Here is an 18,066-nt window from a genome sequence, read left to right as displayed (position 1 = left end):
CAGGCCGCTGCGCGCCCCGCTATAAGTCCTCGCCATTTACCGCAGCAGGCAGACCATGAGCCAAGCCGACTCCCCGCAACAATCCCCCGCCTTCCAGCTCAAGGGCAGCATGCTGGCCATCACCGTGCTGGAGTTGGTGCGCAACGATCTCGACTGCCTGGACGAGCAGCTGGCGGCCAAGGTCGAGCAGGCGCCGGACTTCTTCAACAACACGCCGCTGGTACTGGCGCTGGACAAGCTGCCCGAGGGCGGCCTGGAAGTCGACCTCCAGGCACTGATCGCGCTGTGCCGCAAGCACGGCCTGCGTACCCTCGCCGTACGCACCGGTCAGCAGGCCTACATTGCCGCTGCCGAGCAACTCGACATCCCAGTGCTGCCGCCCTCTGGCGCACGCGAGCGCAAGGTCGATCTGACGAGCAAGACCCCGGCCAAGCCAGCCGAACCGGTCTATCGCCCGACCCGCGTGGTGACCACACCGATTCGCGGAGGGCAACAGGTGTATGCCCAGGGCGGTGATCTGATCGTACTGGCGCCAGTCAGCCCCGGTGCGGAACTTCTCGCCGATGGCAACATCCATGTGTACGGTCCGTTACGCGGACGCGCCCTGGCGGGCATCAAGGGTGACGTGAACGCCCGCATTTTCTGTCAGCAGCTGGCGGCCGAGATGGTCTCGATCGCGGGCCAGTACAAGGTGGCCGAGGATCTGCGACGCGAGCCCCTGTGGGCCGAAGCGGTGCAGATTCGGCTCGCCGGCGACGTGTTGAACATCACCCGCCTTTAACGGATACTGCCGCGAATTTTCCGCACCAAACGGGCACCATGAGCCGCTCAGGCCAAGGGGCCCGACTTTCCATATTTAGGGTGAATCACCTTGGCCAAGATCCTCGTAGTCACTTCCGGCAAGGGTGGCGTCGGTAAGACCACCACCAGCGCCGCCATCGGTACCGGCCTCGCTCTGCGCGGGCACAAGACCGCCATCGTCGATTTCGACGTCGGCCTGCGCAACCTGGACCTGATCATGGGCTGCGAGCGGCGCGTGGTGTATGACTTCGTAAACGTCATCAACGGCGACGCTACTCTTACGCAGGCCCTGATCAAGGACAAGCGTCTCGAGAATCTCTACGTCCTGGCCGCCAGCCAGACCCGCGACAAGGATGCCCTGACCCTCGAAGGTGTCGGCAAGGTCATCGACGAGTTGGCGCAGAACTTCGAATACGTGATCTGCGACTCCCCTGCCGGTATCGAGAAGGGCGCGCACCTGGCGATGTACTTCGCCGACGAGGCCATCGTGGTGACCAACCCCGAGGTGTCCTCGGTGCGCGACTCCGACCGAATGCTCGGCCTGCTGGCGAGCAAATCGCGCCGCGCCGAAAATGGCGAGGAGCCGATCAAGGAACACCTGCTGCTGACCCGCTACAACCCCGAGCGCGTCAACAAGGGCGAGATGCTCGGCGTCGAAGATGTCGAGGAGATTCTCTCCATCCGCCTGCTCGGCGTGATTCCGGAATCCCAGGCAGTGCTCAAGGCGTCCAACCAGGGTATCCCGGTCATCCTCGATGATCAGAGCGACGCTGGCCAGGCCTACAGTGACGCCGTCGACCGCCTGCTCGGCAAGGAAGTAGCCCATCGCTTCCTCGACGTGAAGAAGCCGGGCTTCCTGCAACGTCTTTTTGGAGGCCGTGAATGAACCTCTTGGACTTCTTTCGTGAACGCAAGAAGAAGGAAACCCCAGCCGCGATCGCGAAAGAGCGCCTGCAGATCATCGTCGCGCACGAGCGTGGCCAGCGCGCTCAGCCGGACTACCTGCCGGCGCTGCAGAAAGAGCTGGTCGAGGTGATCCGCAAGTACGTCAACATCGATCAGGATCAGGTTCAGGTCGCACTGGAGGATCAAGGCAGCTGCTCGATCCTCGAGCTGAACATCACCCTTCCGGATCGTTGATCGACTCCGGTGGCCCAGAAACGGCGGCTCTCGAGCCGCCGTCTTCGTTTGTGGAAAAACGCATGCCGTTACGCAACATCCAGATCGTTTACCAGGACGCCGCCCTGCTGGTAATCAACAAGCCGACCCTGCTGCTCTCAGTACCCGGTCGTGCCGAGGACAACCGCGACTGCCTGGTCACCCGCCTGCAGGAAAACGGCTACCCGGAAGCGCGTATCGTGCACCGACTGGACTGGGAGACATCGGGGCTGATCGTGCTCGCCCGCGATGCCGACAGCCACCGCGAGCTGTCGCGCCAGTTCCACGATCGCGAAACCGAGAAGGCCTATACCGCGCTCTGCTGGGGTCAACCGGAGCAGGACAGCGGCAGCATCGACCTGCCGTTGCGCTACGATCCGCCGACCAAACCCAGGCACGTGGTGGACCATCAACTAGGCAAGCACGCACTGACGTTCTGGCGCATTCTCGAGCGCTGCGACGACTATTGCCGGGTCGAGCTGACGCCGATCACCGGCCGCTCGCACCAGCTGCGTGTGCACATGCTTTCCATCGGTCATCCGCTACTCGGCGATCGGCTCTACGCCCACGAGCAAGCCTTGCAAGCCCACGAGCGACTGTGCCTGCACGCCAGCATGCTGACCCTGACCCACCCGCAAACCGGAGAACGGTTGCGCTTCAACTGCCCGGCACCGTTTTAAGGATGCGTTCGCTGCGCGACACATAAGACGCTGCCGCGCAGACCCGTCCGGCCCGATGCGATAAACTCCGCGACATTGCAGTCCGGAGTCCGTCATGCAGCAAGCACTCAACCAAGGCCTGATCGAGTTTCTCCAGGCTTCCCCCACCCCATTCCACGCCACTCGCAATCTCGCCCAGCACCTGCAGGCAGCCGGGTTCAAGGCACTCGACGAACGCGAGTCCTGGCACACTCAGGCCGGCGGGCGTTATTACGTCACCCGCAACGACTCGGCGATCGTGGCCTTCCAGCTGGGCAGCAAACCGGTCGTCGAGCACGGCATGCGCCTCGTCGGCGCGCACACGGACAGCCCTTGCCTGCGCGTCAAGCCGCAACCGGATCTGCAACGCCAGGGCTTCTGGCAGCTTGGTGTCGAGGTGTACGGCGGTGCCCTACTGGCGCCGTGGTTCGACCGCGATCTCTCGCTCGCCGGGCGCGTCACCTACAGTCGTGACGGTCGCATCGAGAGCCAACTGGTCGATTTCAGGCTGCCCATCGCCGTGATTCCCAGCCTAGCCATCCATCTCAACCGCGAAGCCAATCAGGGCTGGGCAATCAACGCGCAGAACGAGCTGCCGCCGCTGGTAGCGCAGGTATTCGGCGACGAAAGTCCGGACTTCCGCGCGCTGCTGGCCGAGCAACTGAGCCGCGAACATGACCTGGTCGCCGACGTGATATTGGATTTCGAACTGAGTTTCTACGACACCCAGGCAGCGGCAGTGGTCGGCCTCAATGGCGACTTCATCACCGGCGCCCGACTGGACAACCTGCTCTCCTGTTTCGCCGGCCTGCAGGCCCTGCTGCACGCTACCCCGGAAGAAACCTGCGTGCTGGTCTGTACCGATCATGAGGAAGTCGGTTCCTGTTCGATGTGCGGAGCCGATGGCCCCTTCCTCGAGCAGGTTCTGCGACGCGTGCTGCCGGAGGGCGACGGTTTCCAGCGCTGCATCAACCGCTCCCTGCTGATTTCTGCGGACAACGCACACGCGGTGCACCCCAACTACGCAGACAAGCACGATGGTAATCACGGGCCGAAGCTCAATGCCGGCCCGGTGATCAAGGTCAATAGCAACCAACGCTACGCCACGAACAGTGAAACCGCAGGGTTCTTCCGCCATCTCTGCGTCGAGAACGAGGTGCCGGTACAGAGCTTCGTGACCCGCAGTGATCTAGGCTGCGGATCGACGATCGGCCCGATCACTGCCGGCCAGCTCGGGGTGCGCACGGTGGATATCGGCCTGCCGACCTTCGCCATGCACTCGATCCGGGAACTGGCCGGCAGTCAGGATCTGGAACATCTGGTTAAGGTGCTGACGGCCTTCTACGCGAGTACCACACTGCCTTGAAGTCCCGCCGGGCCCGCGTTGGCGTGCCCGGCACTGCCGTCACTGCAGACTGTCATCAATGATCAGCGCCACCTTGCCGGAGATGGTATTGCTTGCCAGCGCGGCGAACGCCGCTTCGACATCCCGAACCGGGAAACGCTGCTCCAGGCGGGGCGACAGCGTGCCATTGGCGAACAGCGGCCAGACCCTGCTCTCCAGCTCAGCCAGCAAGCCCGCCTTGTCGTCCGCATCACGGCTGCGCAACGTAGAGCCAATCAGCTGTATGCGCTTGGCCAGCAGCCCGGCCAGATCCAGTTCAGCCTTGCGCCCGCCCATCAGACCGATGATCACCCAGCGTGCATCCATGCCCAGCAGTTGCAGATTCAGTGCGGCGTACTTGGCACCGACGGGATCGAGGATCATGTCGAACGGCGCGAAATCGCGCAGCGCCTCCAGACCATCTCCACGCAGCACTCCGCCCTGGGCGCCAAGCGACTCGCAATAGGCCAGACGCTCAGCCGAGCCCACACTCACCCAGCAGGGATTGTCGAACGCCTTGCACAGCTGAATGGCCGCCGAGCCGACACCGCTGGCGCCAGCATGCAACAGTACCTTCTCGCCAGGCTGCAATGCCCCTAGCCGGTACAGGTTAAGCCACGCGGTGGCATACACCTCTGGAATAACCGCGGCCTCATGCAGCGTTAAGCCCTCGGGTACCGGCAGGACGTGGCGAGCATCGACCACCACCTCTTCGGCCATGCCTCCGCCTGCCAGCAGCGTGCAGACGCGATCGCCAGGGCGCCAGCGGCTGCCCGCGCCGGCCTCGCTGATCACACCGGCACACTCAAGCCCGAGAATATCGGTGACACCGGCTGGCGGCGGGTAGTGGCCGGCACGCTGCAGCAGGTCGGCACGGTTCAGCCCGGCAGCCGCAATTCGGATCCGCACCTCGCCTTCGCCACATTTAGTAAGAGCTGGCCGCTCCGCCCACTCCAGCTCCCCCTCGATGCCTTGCAATGCCTTCATGCTGCCTCCATAGTGAGTCATACCTTCCGCCCAACCGTCACTCGCTGGCTGTTTTCACCACCTGTTACCATCGGGCTCGTGCTATATACCGCCGGACGAATATCGAACCGGCGCCTACTTTAGATGGCCTAATATGCGTTATTCCTCAGCCTTACGTCGCCCCCAAACCATGAAGCGCACACTTACCTGTACCGTTTTCGCCCTGCTGTTCGGCTTCCAAGCCTCGCTGGCCCTGGCCAAGCCCGGCAGTGCAGCGAACTGGGATTATCTACAGCCAGACCGTGAGCAGGTTATCGCCAGCCTCAACGTCGTCGAGCTGCTCAAGCGTCACCATTACAACAAGCCACCGCTTAACGATGCGCGCTCGGCGAAGATCTTCGACAGCTATATCGAGATGCTCGATCCGTCGCGCAGCTATTTCATGGCTTCCGATCTCGCCGAGTTCAATCGGTGGCGTAACGAGTTCGACGACTTTCTCAAAAGCGGCAATCTCGAACCAGGCTTCGTCATCTACAAGCGCCATCTGGAGCGCCTGCAGGGCCGCCTTAGCTACGCGCTGAATCTGTTGGAACAGGGCGTGGACAAGATGGACTTCAGCGTGGACGAGACGCTGCTGGTCGATCGTGAGAAGGCGCCTTGGGCGAAGAATGCCAGCGAACTCGACGACCTCTGGCGCAAGCGGGTAAAGGACGAAGTCCTGCGTTTGAAGATCGCGGGCAAAGAGCCCAAGGCCATTCAAGAGCTCTTGACCAAGCGTTACAAGAACCAGCTCGCAAGGCTGGAGCAGACGCGTGGCGAGGACGTGTTCCAGACCTATATCAACGCATTCGCCCAATCCTACGACCCGCATACCCAGTATCTGTCGCCGGATAACGCGGAAAACTTCGACATCAACATGAGCCTGTCGCTGGAAGGCATCGGTGCGGTGCTGCAGAGCGACAACGAGCACGTCAAGATTGTCCGTCTGGTCCCTGCGGGGCCGGCCGAAAAGAGCAAGCAGCTCGCCCCGGCCGACAAAATCATCGGCGTCGCTCAGAGCGATGAGGAAATGGTCGATGTGATCGGCTGGCGTCTGGACGAAGTGGTCAAGCTCATTCGCGGGCCGAAAGGTTCGGTGGTGCGCCTGGAAGTGATTCCCGCCAGCAATGCACCCAACGACCAAACTAGCAAAGTGGTCGCTATCACCCGCGAAGCAGTGAAGCTCGAAGAGCAAGCCGCGAAGAAATCAGTGCTGAACCTCGAGCACCAGGGCCAACAGTTCAAGCTCGGCGTCATCGAGATTCCGGCCTTCTACCTGGACTTCAAGGCACTGCGCGCTGGCGACCAGAACTACAAGAGCACCACTCGTGACGTTAAGAAGCTTTTGACCGAGTTGGAAAAGGAAAAAGTCGACGGCGTGGTAATCGACCTGCGCAACAACGGTGGTGGCTCACTGCAGGAGGCCACCGAACTGACAGGACTGTTCATCAACCAGGGACCGACCGTGCTGGTGCGTAACGCCGATGGCCGTGTCGACGTACTGGCCGATGAAAACCTCGGTGCCTTCTACAAGGGGCCGCTCGCCGTATTGGTCAACCGCCTCTCCGCTTCAGCCTCCGAGATTTTCGCCGGCGCGATGCAGGATTATCACCGTGCGTTGATTCTTGGCGGCCAGACCTTCGGCAAGGGTACCGTGCAGACCATTCAGCCGCTCAACCATGGCGAGCTGAAGCTGACTCTGGCCAAGTTCTACCGGGTATCCGGACAGAGCACCCAGCACCAAGGCGTGATTCCGGACATCAGCTATCCGGCTGACGTGGATACGAAGGAAATCGGCGAAAGCGCACTGCCTGAGGCATTGCCCTGGGACAGCATTCGCGCCGCGATCAACCCCGACATGAATCCGTTCAAACCATTCCTGGCTGAGCTCAAAGCACGCCACGAGGCGCGCACCGAGAAGAACCCGGATTTCGCCTTTACCCGTGACCGCCTGGCACTGACTCAGGAGTTGATGCAGGAAACAACGGTCAGCCTCAATGAGAGCAAGCGCCGCGCGCAACAAAATGACATCGAGAAGCGCCAGCTAGCGTTGGAAAACGCCCTGCGCCAGGCAAAAGGGGAGGAGCCCCTGGCCAAATTGGAAAAGGACGACGAAAGCACAACGCATGAGGAGCCGGAAAAACTCAAGCCGGAAGACGACGCTTACCTCTCGGAAAGCGGACGAATTCTGCTCGACTACCTCGGCCTCAATTCGGCGATGGCGCAACACTAGGCCGGAGCCAATCTACCGTGACACGAAAAGGCCGCACATCGAGGCGGCCTTTCTTTTTCCGGTGTCAGGTATATCTACTACCAGCTGGACCGATGCCAATGGCGACGAACACCAGGCGAACTTACAACCCGCGCCGTACGGTGAGCGCCTTGAGCCGATCGGCCTCCTCCGGGTCTGCAGTCAACCCGTAGCCGCCCGCCCGATAAAGCTGCTCCAGTCGCATTGCTGCCAACGGGTGCCCCGCTGCTGCCGCCTGCCCCCACCAGCGCGCCGCTTCCTGGCCATCCGGCCCGCGAGAGGCATCCTCGCTGAGGCTGATAACTCCCAGCTGGTAGGCGGCCTTGGCGTCACCTGCTTGCGCAGCCAGACGCAACAGGCGCACACCCTCCTGCTTGGAGCCCAAACCATGACCACGGAAATAGAGCATGTGGCCGTAGAAGCTCTGCGCAGCCCGATCACCCAGGTTGGCCTTGCGCGAGAACTGCCCCTCCATCCAGCGCCACAGCTTCGGTTGCTGTACCGCCCAGCGCGCAGCCATCAACCTGCGCGCCACCAGGTAGCCGACGCTGGCGCGCAACTTCCACAGCATCATGGAGCCTCCGGATAATCGAATTCAAACACCCGTGCGACTTCGCCAGCATGCCAGGACGCCGCGGCAAAACCATCGGACGGCCCGCTGAACCGCCCAAGCTTCGCAGCGCATTCGAAGAAGCCGGTACGTGGCAGACGACTCGCGCCCTGACTGATGACGAGGGCGCTGCGCAACGGGCGGTCAGCTCGCGCGTCCAGCGCGGCGAGATACTCGAGAGCTGCGGTTAGCGTCTGCATCGCTGGCGGCGGCAGCTGCAACCGTTCGACCAGCGCCCGGTATGTCACCAGGTGGCGCTGACGTCTGGCCTCCCCCAGCTCCACGAGTAACGCCTGCCAATGATGCCGACTGATGCGCACCGACACCTGCTGCACACTCAAGCGTCCTCCTCCCAGCGCGGAATATCCAGCGCGCGCGCCAGAGCACGGCGAATCGCCGTATCCGGAGTCCGTTCAGCACTTTCGATCATCGCAAGATAAGCCGGACTGATGCCTACCGAACGGGCAAGCGCCTCGATGCTCATCCCCTTCGCTTCACGCAACTCCGCCAATTGCCGAAGCGCAGGTGTGGCATTCAGTACCGAGGCGGTCTGGGGCTGTTGCAGTGCGGCAGCCTGACGGCCCACCTCGCTCAATAACGCCTCGTACTCGCTCCACGGCAGGACAGCATATTCGGGTGCGCCATCGCGCATGATGACCTGCACATTCATCTCGGTCCCTCTGCATTCTTCACCATCGGTAACGGCGAATCTTAACAGCCCTGAACAGCGGTTAAAGCATGGAAGGACTGAATCAGGAAAACATCGAAGACTTTTGTTCGCTTTCCACCGACCAGCAGCGCCGACGTATCAGAGCCGTTCGGTTTCCTTCTGCTGCGGTAGCTCATCCAGCTCCGCTCGTTTCGTTGGGGACTGCGCATCGCGCCATATGCGAAACGCAGAGAGTTCATCGGACCATTTGCGCATAACCCACCCTAATACAGCGAGATCATCAATGAAGCCAAGTCCTGGGATCCAGTCGGGAATGGCGTCTAGCGGCGAGAGAAAATAGAGCAGCGCGGCGACCACTGAGATGAAGGCCTGCGTGCTGATCGCACGATACTCGCCCTTCCACCAAGCAACACCCAGCGACTGGAAGAGTGCCAGATCCTCCCGCAACCCTTTCAGCAAGCCACGATTGGAGGAACGCTTGCGCGCGACGGCGAGCAACAGGGCGGGAATCCGGCCGCGGGCGATAAGTCGCTGTGCGACCGGCAGGAATCGCAGAAAATTCCACGGTGCTTTCACGTCGAAACCCTCCAAAGTGGCGGTATTGCTGCATGGCGAGGGGTTATCCACCGAAGCTGTGGATAACCTTGTGAACAGTTTATGGATGACTGCCCGAAACGCCCAGCTCATGGGCTTCAGAGACAGATCGACTCTTTTTTGCGCAGCCACTCAACTAATTGATAAATAAGGATTTACCGGATATCGGCAAGCAGCATAAGTAAGTACGGGAGGACAGGCCTGCTGGCTGTTTGGAATGTGCATAACCGTCATATGTCAACGCTTTTTCGATAGCGTTTTGACTGATTTACATAGACGGGGTTCGGCGTGAGCCGGGTTTATCAGCGATGGGAGAAGCGAGCCATTGCAGCTCGCTCCAGCTTACAGTTATAGGCTCAGCTTGGCGCGATTCTTGTCTAGAGTCGCCGCACCGATGCCCTTCACTTCGAGCAACTCGTCGATGGACTGGAAAGGACCGTGGGCGTCACGGTAAGCAATGATCGCTTTGGCCTTGGCCGGACCAATGCCTTTCAACTCTCGCGTCAGCGTTTCCGCATCGGCGCTGTTGAGCTTGACGGCGGCCACTTCGACGGTGGCTTTGGGGGTATCCTGCTGAACCTTGCTGGCTGCATAGCCCGGAACGGAGATGCTGGTCAGCAACGCGAAGGCTACCGCGGAAAGAAACGCTCTGGTCATGTTCATATCCTTATGAAATATTGGCTAGACACCGCGGGACATCCTGCTCCGCGGCCAGCTCAATTTAGACAGCCTCCCACCGAAGTCAAAAACGAGGTGCGAACTTTGCGAACCTCGTCATATCGGGGTGCTATCTCATCGCATTGAACAGGTTGAGCCCACTGATCTTCACATAGCTCTGCTGAGCAGCCTCCAGAATCACGGTCTGGAAAGACAAGCGCGACAGTGCCTCGGCGTAGTCCAGCTCCTTCAGCTCGGCCTGGACCGACTTGTTTACCAGCGTTACATCGGCGTTGTCGGTCTGGGTAGTTTCGATGACATTCAACCGAGCGCCGATGTTGCCCCGTGCCGCATCGACGCTGATCATACCGTTGTCGAGGTTGGTCAGCCCCTCGGCTACCGCATCGCGAACTTCCCCGTTGGTCGACATTGGGTTCTCCAACGCGAGACGCAGATTTGCAATGGTATTGAGAATGCCCTGCTTCTCCTCCGCAGGCACCTTCCCCTGTACTGTGATCGACGCACCAGCCGTCGGTTGGCCACCGACGAACAGCGTCACCCCACCAAATACCAATTTGTCATCGGTCTCACTGTCGCTATCCAGGCTGCCGGTCCCGAGCGAAACTTCCGCCCCACCATCCTTCGGCAATCCGAACACCTCGTATTTGCTTGCATCCGCGGCATCGAAATCCACTCGAATGCCGCGGTAGTTCGCAAAGGCGACTTCATCGCTGACCAACGGGGAAGAAACGGGGAAACCAAGAGCCGCGGGATTATCCACGGCGAGTCGACCAGCGTTGACGACGCTTTCGAACACGCTTTTGCCATTGTCGCTGATCGGAATGTTCAGCGAGCTGGCGATCTGCAGGTTTCGCTGCCCCTCGTCGCCGCGATACTCGTAAGTGCCATTATCCAGCCGCACGAATGGCTGTGCCTTGCCCTGGAAACCGGAGAACAGATACTCGCCGCGCGCATTGCGGGTGTTCATCAGCGACAGCAGTTCATCTTCGCGCTCGCCGAGTTCGGCAGCGATGGATGCACGATCCTGAGGATCCAAGCCTCCATTGCCAGCTTGAACCGCGAGTTCGCGCACGCGCTGAAGGATCGTATTGACCGAGTTGAGCGTGACTTCTTCCTGGGTCAGGCTGTTCTTTGCCGCAGTCAGGTTTGCATCGTACTGGCTCAGTACGTTCTGTTGCTGCTCCAGCTGCAGCAGACGCACCGAGGCGACCGGATCGTCGGCGGGCGTGAGAATGCGGTTGCCGGTGCTGATCTGCTCCTGGGTTCGCGTCGCGTTCGCATAGTTGCGCTGCAGGCCAGCGACACCATTGTTGAATGCTTGCAAGGTCGATATGCGCATGAGTAGGCCTGTTACCTGAAGGTGCTGATCAATGTATCGAACAGCGAGCGCGCAACTTGAATGATCTGCGCCGAGGCGTTGTAGTACTGCTCGAACTTGATCAGGTTGGCGGCTTCCTCATCGAGGTTCACCGCAGAGAGCGAGTCACGGTTGTCAGTCGCTTGCTTGAGAATCGCGCCAGTGGCCTCGCTGTCCAGGCGCGCCTGCGCTGTCAGCGTGCCTACCCGCTCCACCAGTTCGCCGTAGCTGTCGGTGAAGCTGGCGCCGCTACCGGCAATCGCATCATCGACACCGATGGTCTGCTTGCTCTGCAGATCCACCAGCTTCAAAGCGTTGCGGTTATCGGACACGCCACTCTGGTTGAAAGTGAGGCTGAACTGATCATTGTTCGCTGGCCGGCCACTCATCGAGAGCTCGAACCGATACGTGTCGGCACCCGCCGTATACGCCAGGCGCACCGTATTGGTATTGCCCGACGCGAAAGTCGGCGCCGGCGTCAGCGGAGCACCCTCATTGTCCACGTAGGACCAACCGGCCGGCAGGGGATCACTCAAAGTATAGGTTTTGCCGTCCGCGCTGAGCGTCACATCGAGGGAAAGGCTTGCCGCGCTCAGCGTAGCCTTGTCGATCGGTGATGGCCCGGCAACCAGATCAGGCTGGCCGATGAGCCCGGTCCCGCTGTTCTGCAGATTGCTCTCGGCACGCATCGGCGCCGCGAAGGCGAGTTGGTCCGCCTGATCGAGAATCGCTGTTATATCGGTCGCACCGCGGCGCGTAGGCTGCAAGGTGAACTTGTCCCCGGTAGCCGGCAGCGGCGTACCGAGCTGAATCTGGAAACCCTGATCCTGGCCATTCTTATCGGTGATGGACAGTGTTCCCGAGGGAACGCTGTCGGTGACCGTCATGGGCTGGTTGTCGCTCAAGCGCCGAACCGTGTAAGCGGTCCCGTCATACTCCATCAGATAGTCGCTGGTGGTCAGCGAACTTGTGTCCGTGATCTCCAGCAACGGCTGTGCATTGCTGTTGCCGGCAAACGCGTTGACACGCAGCCGGGCCAGCGCCTCGTCGTTGTAATCGCCAAACAGCGCTGAACCCACATTGCCCTTCAGATCCAGCCCCTGCCCCAGCTGGCTGTTGACCTGATCGCTCACTGCCACCGCCAAGCGGCCCAGCGAGTTCATCGTGGAGTCCAGCACTTCACTGCGATAGCGAATCAACCCGCCGAGCTCGCCACCGGTGATCTGCGACGTAATGCCCTGCCGCGAGCCACCGCTGATGAATTGCACTTCATGGCGATTGGGATCGCTCTGCCCCGGCACAACCTCCAGGCGGGCCACACTACTGCCGACCACCAGCGGCTGACCGCTGCCAATGAATACGTTGAAGCTGCTGTCATCCTGCGGCACGACCGTCACGCCGATGTAGGTAGAGAGCTCTCGCACCGCCTCGTCACGCGCGTCGAGCAGATCGTTCGGCTGCTTGCCATTGGCGGCAGCGACCGCGATGGCTTCGTTCAGGCTGCCGATGCTGCCGGCCAGCCGGTTGACCTGGTCGGTCACCGCCGCCATCTGCTTGTTGGTGAAGCTGTTCTGCTCGGCAAGGCGGTCGTAGACAGTGTTGAAACGCCGCGCCAGTCCTTCGGCCTCAGCCAGTACCAGCTGTCTAGCCGGGATGTTGGCCGGGTCTTCGGCAGCGGTCTGCAGTGCCGAGAAGAAGCTCTGCAGCGACGGCGTGATGCCCGTGGTGGTGCCCGCCAGCAGGGAGTCGAGCTGGTCGATCTGGCTCTTGTAGGCTGCGACGTCGCTGTTCAGCGAGGTGCTGCTGCGCAGCTGACTGGTGAGGAACTCGCTGTAGCTGCGGCGGACGTCGACCAGCGTCGTGCCCGAGCCGATATAACCAGCGCCGCTGAACTGCGCCGAGCGGGTCGCCTGGGTCGCATCCTGGCGAGAGAAACCCGGCGTATTGACGTTGGTGATGTTATGGCCGGTGATGGACAGTTGGGTCTTGCTGGCAGAGAGGCCGGACAGGCCAATGTTGAGTAAGTCAGCCATGAATTAGCCTCTGGTCCGCATGGCGGGCGCCGAACCTGCGTCGGCGACGGTCTGATAGGTCTGCATCTTGCGCGCGATCTGGCTGATCTTGCGCGCGTATTGCGGGTCGGTTGCGTAGCCAGCCTTCTGCAGCTCCTTGACGAAGCGCTCCGAGTCGCCGGAACTGCTGGCGACCTGGATGGCGGTCCGGTAGCGGTCGTTGTTCTCCAGCAGGCTGACGAAGTCGTTAAAACTCTGCTCGAAGGAGTCGTAGGCACGAAAGCCTGCGACTTGTCGGGTCGCCTTGCCATTGACGTATTCCGTGGTGGTCGCCGACGCGGACTCACCTTGCCACCCGGTGGCCTTGATACCGAACAAGTTATGGCTGTTGCTGCCGTCGCGCTGCCGGATCATCGATTTGCCCCAGCCAGTTTCCAGCGCGGCCTGAGCCACCAGGTAACGCGGCTCCACGCCAAGGCGCTCGGCGGCCTTCTCGGCCATCGGCAGCATGGTGGTGATGAACTCTTCCGGCGAGCTGAAGCGGGTCTTGCTTGGCGAGCGCGGCGCGTTCGACGGCTCGCCATTGATGATCAGAGACTTGTCCTGTGGCGCGGCGAAGGCAGTGGCCGGCTTCCAGTCGAGATCGACCAGCGGCTTGCCATCGGACACCAGCGCCGGCGTTGCAGCGGCGGAGTCGGTTGCCGAAACATTGGCGACCTGGCGCTCGCTGAGCTTGCCCGGCAGGGCGAGACGGCGCTGGTTGAGCAGGCGCGAATCGTCACGCGCCGTTTCGGCGGCCGCTGCCGGTTTGCTCGGCCAGCTCGCGCCCTCGGTCGCGGCGACCTGAGCGAAGGGGTTGGCACGAGTGACCGATTCGGTCTGCTTGCTCAACTGCCGCACCAGTACATCGGCAAGGCCGATACCACCGCCCTCTTTGGACAGACTGACCGACAACTGCTGGTCATACATTTCCTGATACTGCTTGGCGGCCTGGCTGTTGAACGGGCTGTCCTCGGCCAGCACCGCGTTCGCCGAGCGCATCGACTTGAGCATCTCGTTGAGAAACAGCGACTCGAATTCCTGCGCAACCTTGCGCACGTTTTCTTCGCCATCACGATCCTTGCCCACCTTCAGCTGGTTGAGGCGGTTCAGATCGGTGTAACTGCCGCTGTCGACGCCGCGCCCGCCGGCGCCAAGACGAGTGTCCATATCCGTTAGCCCTTAAATCACGATCAGGTCGGCTTGCAGCGCCCCGGCCTGCTTGAGCGCCTCAAGAATCGCCATCAGATCGCTGGGAGCAGCGCCCACCTGATTCACCGCACGCACAATTTCATCCAGCGTGGTGCCGGGGCCGAACTTGAACATCGGCTTGGCTTCCTCTTCGGCCTTGACCTTGGAGTTCGGCACCACGACAGTCTGCCCGTCCGACAGTGGGTTGGGCTGGCTGACTTGGGGGTCCTCGGTGATGGTCACTGTCAGGCTGCCATGCGTAACGGCCGCCGGCTGAACCCGCACGTTCTGACCGATCACAATGGTGCCGGTACGCGAGTTGATGATGACCTTGGCCACCGCCTGGCCGACATCGACCTCGAGATTCTCCAGGATCGACAGGTAATCCACCCGCTGGCTCGGGTCCAGCGGCGCGCTGACGCTGATCGAACCGCCATCCAGCGCCTGCGCCACGCCTGGACCGAGCAGATCATTGATCTGGTCGACGATGTTCTTCGCCGTGGTGAAGTCCGGGCGGTTGAGGTTAAGGGTCAGCGTATTGCCCTGGTTGAAGCCGCTGGGCACCGGTCGCTCGACCGTAGCCCCGCCGGGAATCCGCCCAGCCGACGGTACGTTGACGGTGATTCGCGAGCCATCGGCACCACCAGCATCGAAGCCACCGACCACCAGGTTGCCCTGAGCGATGGCATAGACGTTGCCGTCGATCCCCTTGAGCGGCGCCATCAGCAGGCTACCGCCGCGCAAGCTTTTGGCATTGCCGATGGAGGATACGGTGATATCGATGGTCTGGCCGGGCTTGGCGAACGGCGGCAGCTCGGCATGGATGGATACCGCAGCGACGTTCTTCAGCTGCACATTGCCGCCGGCCGGTACCTTGATGCCGAACTGCGCCATCATGTTGTTGAAGGTCTGCACGGTAAATGGCGTCTGGGTGGTCTGATCACCACTGCCATTCAGGCCGACCACCAGCCCGTAGCCGATCAGCTGGTTGCTCCGCACGCCATTGATGGTCGCAACGTCCTTGAGGCGCTCAGCCTGCGCGGCCATCGCCATGACCGACAGGCCAAGCAGCACGAACAGTTTTCGTAACATGAGCAGGCTCCCGGTCAGAACGGCCACAACGGGCTGATGAAGAAACGATCCAGCCAACCCGGCTGGCTGGCATCGGCGAAGGCTCCGGTGCCCGAATAGGTGATTCGCGCGTCGGCAATCCGCGTCGACGGCACCGTGTTATCCGTAGCGATATCGTCCGAACGCACCAAACCTGCAATGCGCACCAGCTCATCGCCGGTATTGAGCGTCATCCACTTCTCGCCACGCACCGCCAGAATGCCGTTGGGCAGGACCTCGGACACCGTCACGGTGATCGAGCCGGACAGGCTGTTGCTCTGCCCTGCCTGGCCGGAGCCGGACGTGTCCCGGGCGGCTTCGTACTCGGCACCGAGTGTCATCTTGTTGTCGGTCAGCGGGTTGGCCATGGACACCGCTCCGCCGAACAGCGAGCCTAGGCCGATATTGGCGCTGCTGTCCTTGGACAGCTTGGACGAGGCATTCTTGCTCGCCTGAGTTCGCTCGTTGAGGGTGATGGTGATGATGTCACCAACCCGATACGCCTTGCGGTCGTCGTACAGGTTGGTCTCGAATCCAGCCTGGTAGATCGCACCGTTGTTCTGCGCCGCCGGCAGCGGCGTACGCGGCAGCACCGGCGCGTAGTACGGGTCGTTCGGCTTGGGCGCCGGCGCCACGCAGCCGGCCAGCGCCAATGCGGACGATATCGAGACAACGATCAACAAGCGGCTCATACACACCTCAGCCCTGACGGGGCCATTGATACGACTTCGGACACAGCGAGCTATCCATGCCCTGAAACAACGGCTAACGCGCGCTTACAGCTGCTGGGTAACGAAGGACAGCATCTGATCGGCGGTGGAAATGACCTTGGAGTTCATCTCGTAGGCGCGCTGGGTGGTGATCATGTTGACCAGCTCCTCCACCACGCTGACGTTGGAATTCTCCAGTGTGTTCTGCAGCACGGTACCCAGGCCATTCAGCCCCGGCGTACTGACCTGGGGCGCGCCGCTGGCGGCGGTTTCCAGGAACAGGTTGCTGCCCATCGCCTGCAGGCCAGCCGGATTGATGAAGTCGGCGGTCTGGATGTTGCCAATGATCTGCGGCTGCGCATTGCCCAGCGTAGTGACCGAGACGGTGCCGTCTTCACCTACGGTGAAGGTCTGGGTTTCCGGCGGCACGACGATCGCCGGCTCCAGCGCGTAGCCATTGGAGGTGACGATCTGGCCGTCGGAGCTCAGATGGAAGCTACCGTCGCGGGTATAGGAAACCGTGCCATCGGGCAGCAGAACCTGGAAGAAACCGCGGCCGTTGATGGCCATGTCCAGCGGCTGCTCGGTCGTCTGCAGGCTGCCGGCGGTGAAGATCTTCTGCGTACCGGTGATACGCACCCCGGTGCCGAGCTGCAGACCGGACGGCAATTCGCTGTCCTGGCTGGATTGCCCGCCGGGCTGGCGGCGGATCTGATAGAGCAGATCCTGGAACTCGGCACGGTCGCGCTTGAAACCGGTGGTCGACACGTTGGCCAGGTTGTTGGAGATGGTCGTCAGGTTCATGTCCTGAGCGGACAAACCGGTTTTACTGACCCAAAGTGCTGGAAGCATGTGCTTTCTCCTCGTGCGCCGGCGATCAGGCGCGACGCGCTGGTGTTAGCTGATTTGCAGAACGCGAGCCATGGCAGCCGCATCATCTTCGGCGGTGCGCATCATCTTCACGTGCAGTTCGAACTGGCGGGACAACGCCAGCATGGAAGTCATTTCGGCCACCGCATTGACGTTGCTCGCCTCGAGGAAGCCCGACGTCACGCGCACGTTGGCGTCGGCCTCGACCGGCTGGCCATCCTTCATGCGGATCAGGCCATCGGTGCCTTTCTCCAGCTGCTGCGGATCAGGGTTGACCAGCTTCAGACGGTCCACGGTGACGACAATGTTCGGATCTTCGCCCAAGGCGCGAATGCTGATGGTGCCGTCCTGGCCGATGTCGACCTTCTCCTCCGGTGGAATCGCGATCGGCCCGGCATTACCCATCACCGGCATGCCATCGGCAGTGCGCAGCATGCCCAGCACATCGATGTTCAGGCTGCCGGTGCGCACATAAGCTTCGCCGCCGTCCGGTGCCTGCACAGCAATCCAGCCTTCGCCCTCGACGGCGACATCCAGGTCGCGCCCGGTTTCCTGCAACGCACCGGCAGTGAAATCCGTTCCCGGACGCTCCGACATCGCATAAACGCGCGCCGGAAAACTGTCGCCGAACACTTGCATCGAACGTGCCTGCTCGAAATCCCGGCGAAAGCCGGTCGTGGAGATGTTCGCCAGGTTGTTTGCATGGGCCTGTTGCGCCCGCGCGTTCTGGCTGGCACCGGTCATGGCCACATAGAGCATCTTGTCCATCGGGAAACTCCGAGACGCGAGATTGACACTTGCGATTCTGTTGTCGATGAAATAGCAAGGCGCGTGCCACAGCCCACATGGAAGCGCAAGCAATTGAAATAAAAGGTTTTTCTAGAAAAGAAAAAGGCCCTGACGGGCCTTTTCTCAAGAGAGCGGCGGA

Annotated in this window: 19 protein-coding genes; 6 read left to right on the top strand and 13 right to left on the bottom strand. The window is 61.5% G+C overall.

What is annotated here, in order from left to right; all coding sequences use genetic code 11:
* Positions 1-55: 55 nt before the first annotated feature.
* The 5 genes from minC (at position 56) to N8H22_RS16440 (ending at position 4,023) form a co-directional block, all read left to right on the top strand.
* The gene (minC, locus tag N8H22_RS16460) at positions 56-781 is read left to right on the top strand and encodes a septum site-determining protein MinC (protein WP_264591585.1); all 726 of its coding nucleotides are present in this window, start codon (positions 56-58) and stop codon (positions 779-781) included.
* A gap of 90 nt (positions 782-871) precedes the next feature.
* On the top strand, positions 872-1,687 hold the full coding sequence (gene minD, locus N8H22_RS16455; protein WP_264591584.1) for a septum site-determining protein MinD: 816 nt from the start codon (positions 872-874) through the stop codon (positions 1,685-1,687).
* Complete coding sequence (gene minE, locus N8H22_RS16450) at positions 1,684-1,941, top strand: cell division topological specificity factor MinE (RefSeq protein ID WP_264591583.1); 258 nt, start codon at positions 1,684-1,686, stop codon at positions 1,939-1,941. The genes minD and minE overlap by 4 nt, the downstream gene beginning before the upstream one ends.
* Positions 1,942-2,003: 62 nt before the next feature.
* Positions 2,004-2,639: an RluA family pseudouridine synthase gene (locus tag N8H22_RS16445; protein WP_264591582.1), complete on the top strand. Its 636-nt coding sequence runs from the start codon at positions 2,004-2,006 to the stop codon at positions 2,637-2,639.
* Between the two features lie 94 nt (positions 2,640-2,733).
* Positions 2,734-4,023 (top strand): M18 family aminopeptidase, encoded by a 1,290-nt coding sequence (locus N8H22_RS16440; RefSeq protein WP_264591581.1) that lies wholly within the window; start codon positions 2,734-2,736, stop codon positions 4,021-4,023.
* A gap of 39 nt (positions 4,024-4,062) precedes the next feature.
* On the opposite strand, the gene N8H22_RS16435 is transcribed toward N8H22_RS16440, so the two are convergent.
* Positions 4,063-5,028 (bottom strand): NAD(P)H-quinone oxidoreductase, encoded by a 966-nt coding sequence (locus N8H22_RS16435; RefSeq protein WP_264591580.1) that lies wholly within the window; start codon positions 5,026-5,028, stop codon positions 4,063-4,065.
* A 169-nt stretch (positions 5,029-5,197) separates the two neighbouring features.
* Between N8H22_RS16435 and N8H22_RS16430 the strand changes: the two genes are divergently transcribed.
* Positions 5,198-7,279 (top strand): carboxy terminal-processing peptidase, encoded by a 2,082-nt coding sequence (locus tag N8H22_RS16430; RefSeq protein ID WP_264591579.1) that lies wholly within the window; start codon positions 5,198-5,200, stop codon positions 7,277-7,279.
* 121 nt (positions 7,280-7,400) lie between these two features.
* Here the strand turns inward: N8H22_RS16430 and N8H22_RS16425 are convergent, their stop codons facing one another.
* From N8H22_RS16425 to flgF, 12 genes are all read right to left on the bottom strand, one after another.
* Entirely contained in the window at positions 7,401-7,868 is a 468-nt protein-coding gene (locus N8H22_RS16425; protein ID WP_264591797.1) for a sel1 repeat family protein, read from the bottom strand.
* A complete protein-coding gene (locus N8H22_RS16420) occupies positions 7,868-8,248 on the bottom strand; it encodes a hypothetical protein (RefSeq protein ID WP_264591578.1) in 381 nt (126 codons plus the stop codon). Before N8H22_RS16420 ends, N8H22_RS16425 begins: the two co-directional genes overlap by 1 nt.
* The gene (locus tag N8H22_RS16415) at positions 8,245-8,577 is read right to left on the bottom strand and encodes a helix-turn-helix transcriptional regulator (RefSeq protein WP_264591577.1); all 333 of its coding nucleotides are present in this window, start codon (positions 8,575-8,577) and stop codon (positions 8,245-8,247) included. The genes N8H22_RS16420 and N8H22_RS16415 overlap by 4 nt, the downstream gene beginning before the upstream one ends.
* A gap of 138 nt (positions 8,578-8,715) precedes the next feature.
* Positions 8,716-9,153 carry a YkvA family protein gene (locus N8H22_RS16410; RefSeq protein WP_264591796.1) on the bottom strand — a complete coding sequence of 146 codons (438 nt, stop codon included), beginning with the start codon at positions 9,151-9,153 and terminating at the stop codon, positions 8,716-8,718.
* A 366-nt stretch (positions 9,154-9,519) separates the two neighbouring features.
* Positions 9,520-9,828, bottom strand: a complete 309-nt coding sequence (locus N8H22_RS16405; RefSeq protein WP_264591576.1) for a ComEA family DNA-binding protein — start codon at positions 9,826-9,828, stop codon at positions 9,520-9,522.
* A gap of 130 nt (positions 9,829-9,958) precedes the next feature.
* A complete protein-coding gene (gene flgL / locus N8H22_RS16400; RefSeq protein WP_264591575.1) occupies positions 9,959-11,188 on the bottom strand; it encodes a flagellar hook-associated protein FlgL in 1,230 nt (409 codons plus the stop codon).
* 11 nt (positions 11,189-11,199) lie between these two features.
* Complete coding sequence (gene flgK / locus N8H22_RS16395; protein WP_264591574.1) at positions 11,200-13,239, bottom strand: flagellar hook-associated protein FlgK; 2,040 nt, start codon at positions 13,237-13,239, stop codon at positions 11,200-11,202.
* A gap of 3 nt (positions 13,240-13,242) precedes the next feature.
* Positions 13,243-14,427, bottom strand: a complete 1,185-nt coding sequence (gene flgJ, locus N8H22_RS16390; protein ID WP_264591573.1) for a flagellar assembly peptidoglycan hydrolase FlgJ — start codon at positions 14,425-14,427, stop codon at positions 13,243-13,245.
* A gap of 12 nt (positions 14,428-14,439) precedes the next feature.
* Positions 14,440-15,540 (bottom strand): flagellar basal body P-ring protein FlgI, encoded by a 1,101-nt coding sequence (locus tag N8H22_RS16385; RefSeq protein ID WP_264591572.1) that lies wholly within the window; start codon positions 15,538-15,540, stop codon positions 14,440-14,442.
* 14 nt (positions 15,541-15,554) lie between these two features.
* Positions 15,555-16,250, bottom strand: a complete 696-nt coding sequence (gene flgH / locus N8H22_RS16380) for a flagellar basal body L-ring protein FlgH (RefSeq protein ID WP_264591571.1) — start codon at positions 16,248-16,250, stop codon at positions 15,555-15,557.
* Positions 16,251-16,334: 84 nt separating this feature from the next.
* Positions 16,335-17,120, bottom strand: coding sequence for a flagellar basal-body rod protein FlgG (gene flgG, locus N8H22_RS16375; RefSeq protein WP_264591570.1), 786 nt, complete (start codon positions 17,118-17,120; stop codon positions 16,335-16,337).
* Positions 17,121-17,165: 45 nt separating this feature from the next.
* Positions 17,166-17,906, bottom strand: coding sequence for a flagellar basal-body rod protein FlgF (gene flgF, locus N8H22_RS16370; protein ID WP_264591569.1), 741 nt, complete (start codon positions 17,904-17,906; stop codon positions 17,166-17,168).
* Between the last annotated feature and the right edge of the window lie 160 nt (positions 17,907-18,066).

It is taken from the genome of Stutzerimonas sp. S1, assembly GCF_025966695.1.
GTDB lineage: Bacteria > Pseudomonadota > Gammaproteobacteria > Pseudomonadales > Pseudomonadaceae > Stutzerimonas.
This window is presented reverse-complemented; position numbering and strand designations above follow the sequence as displayed.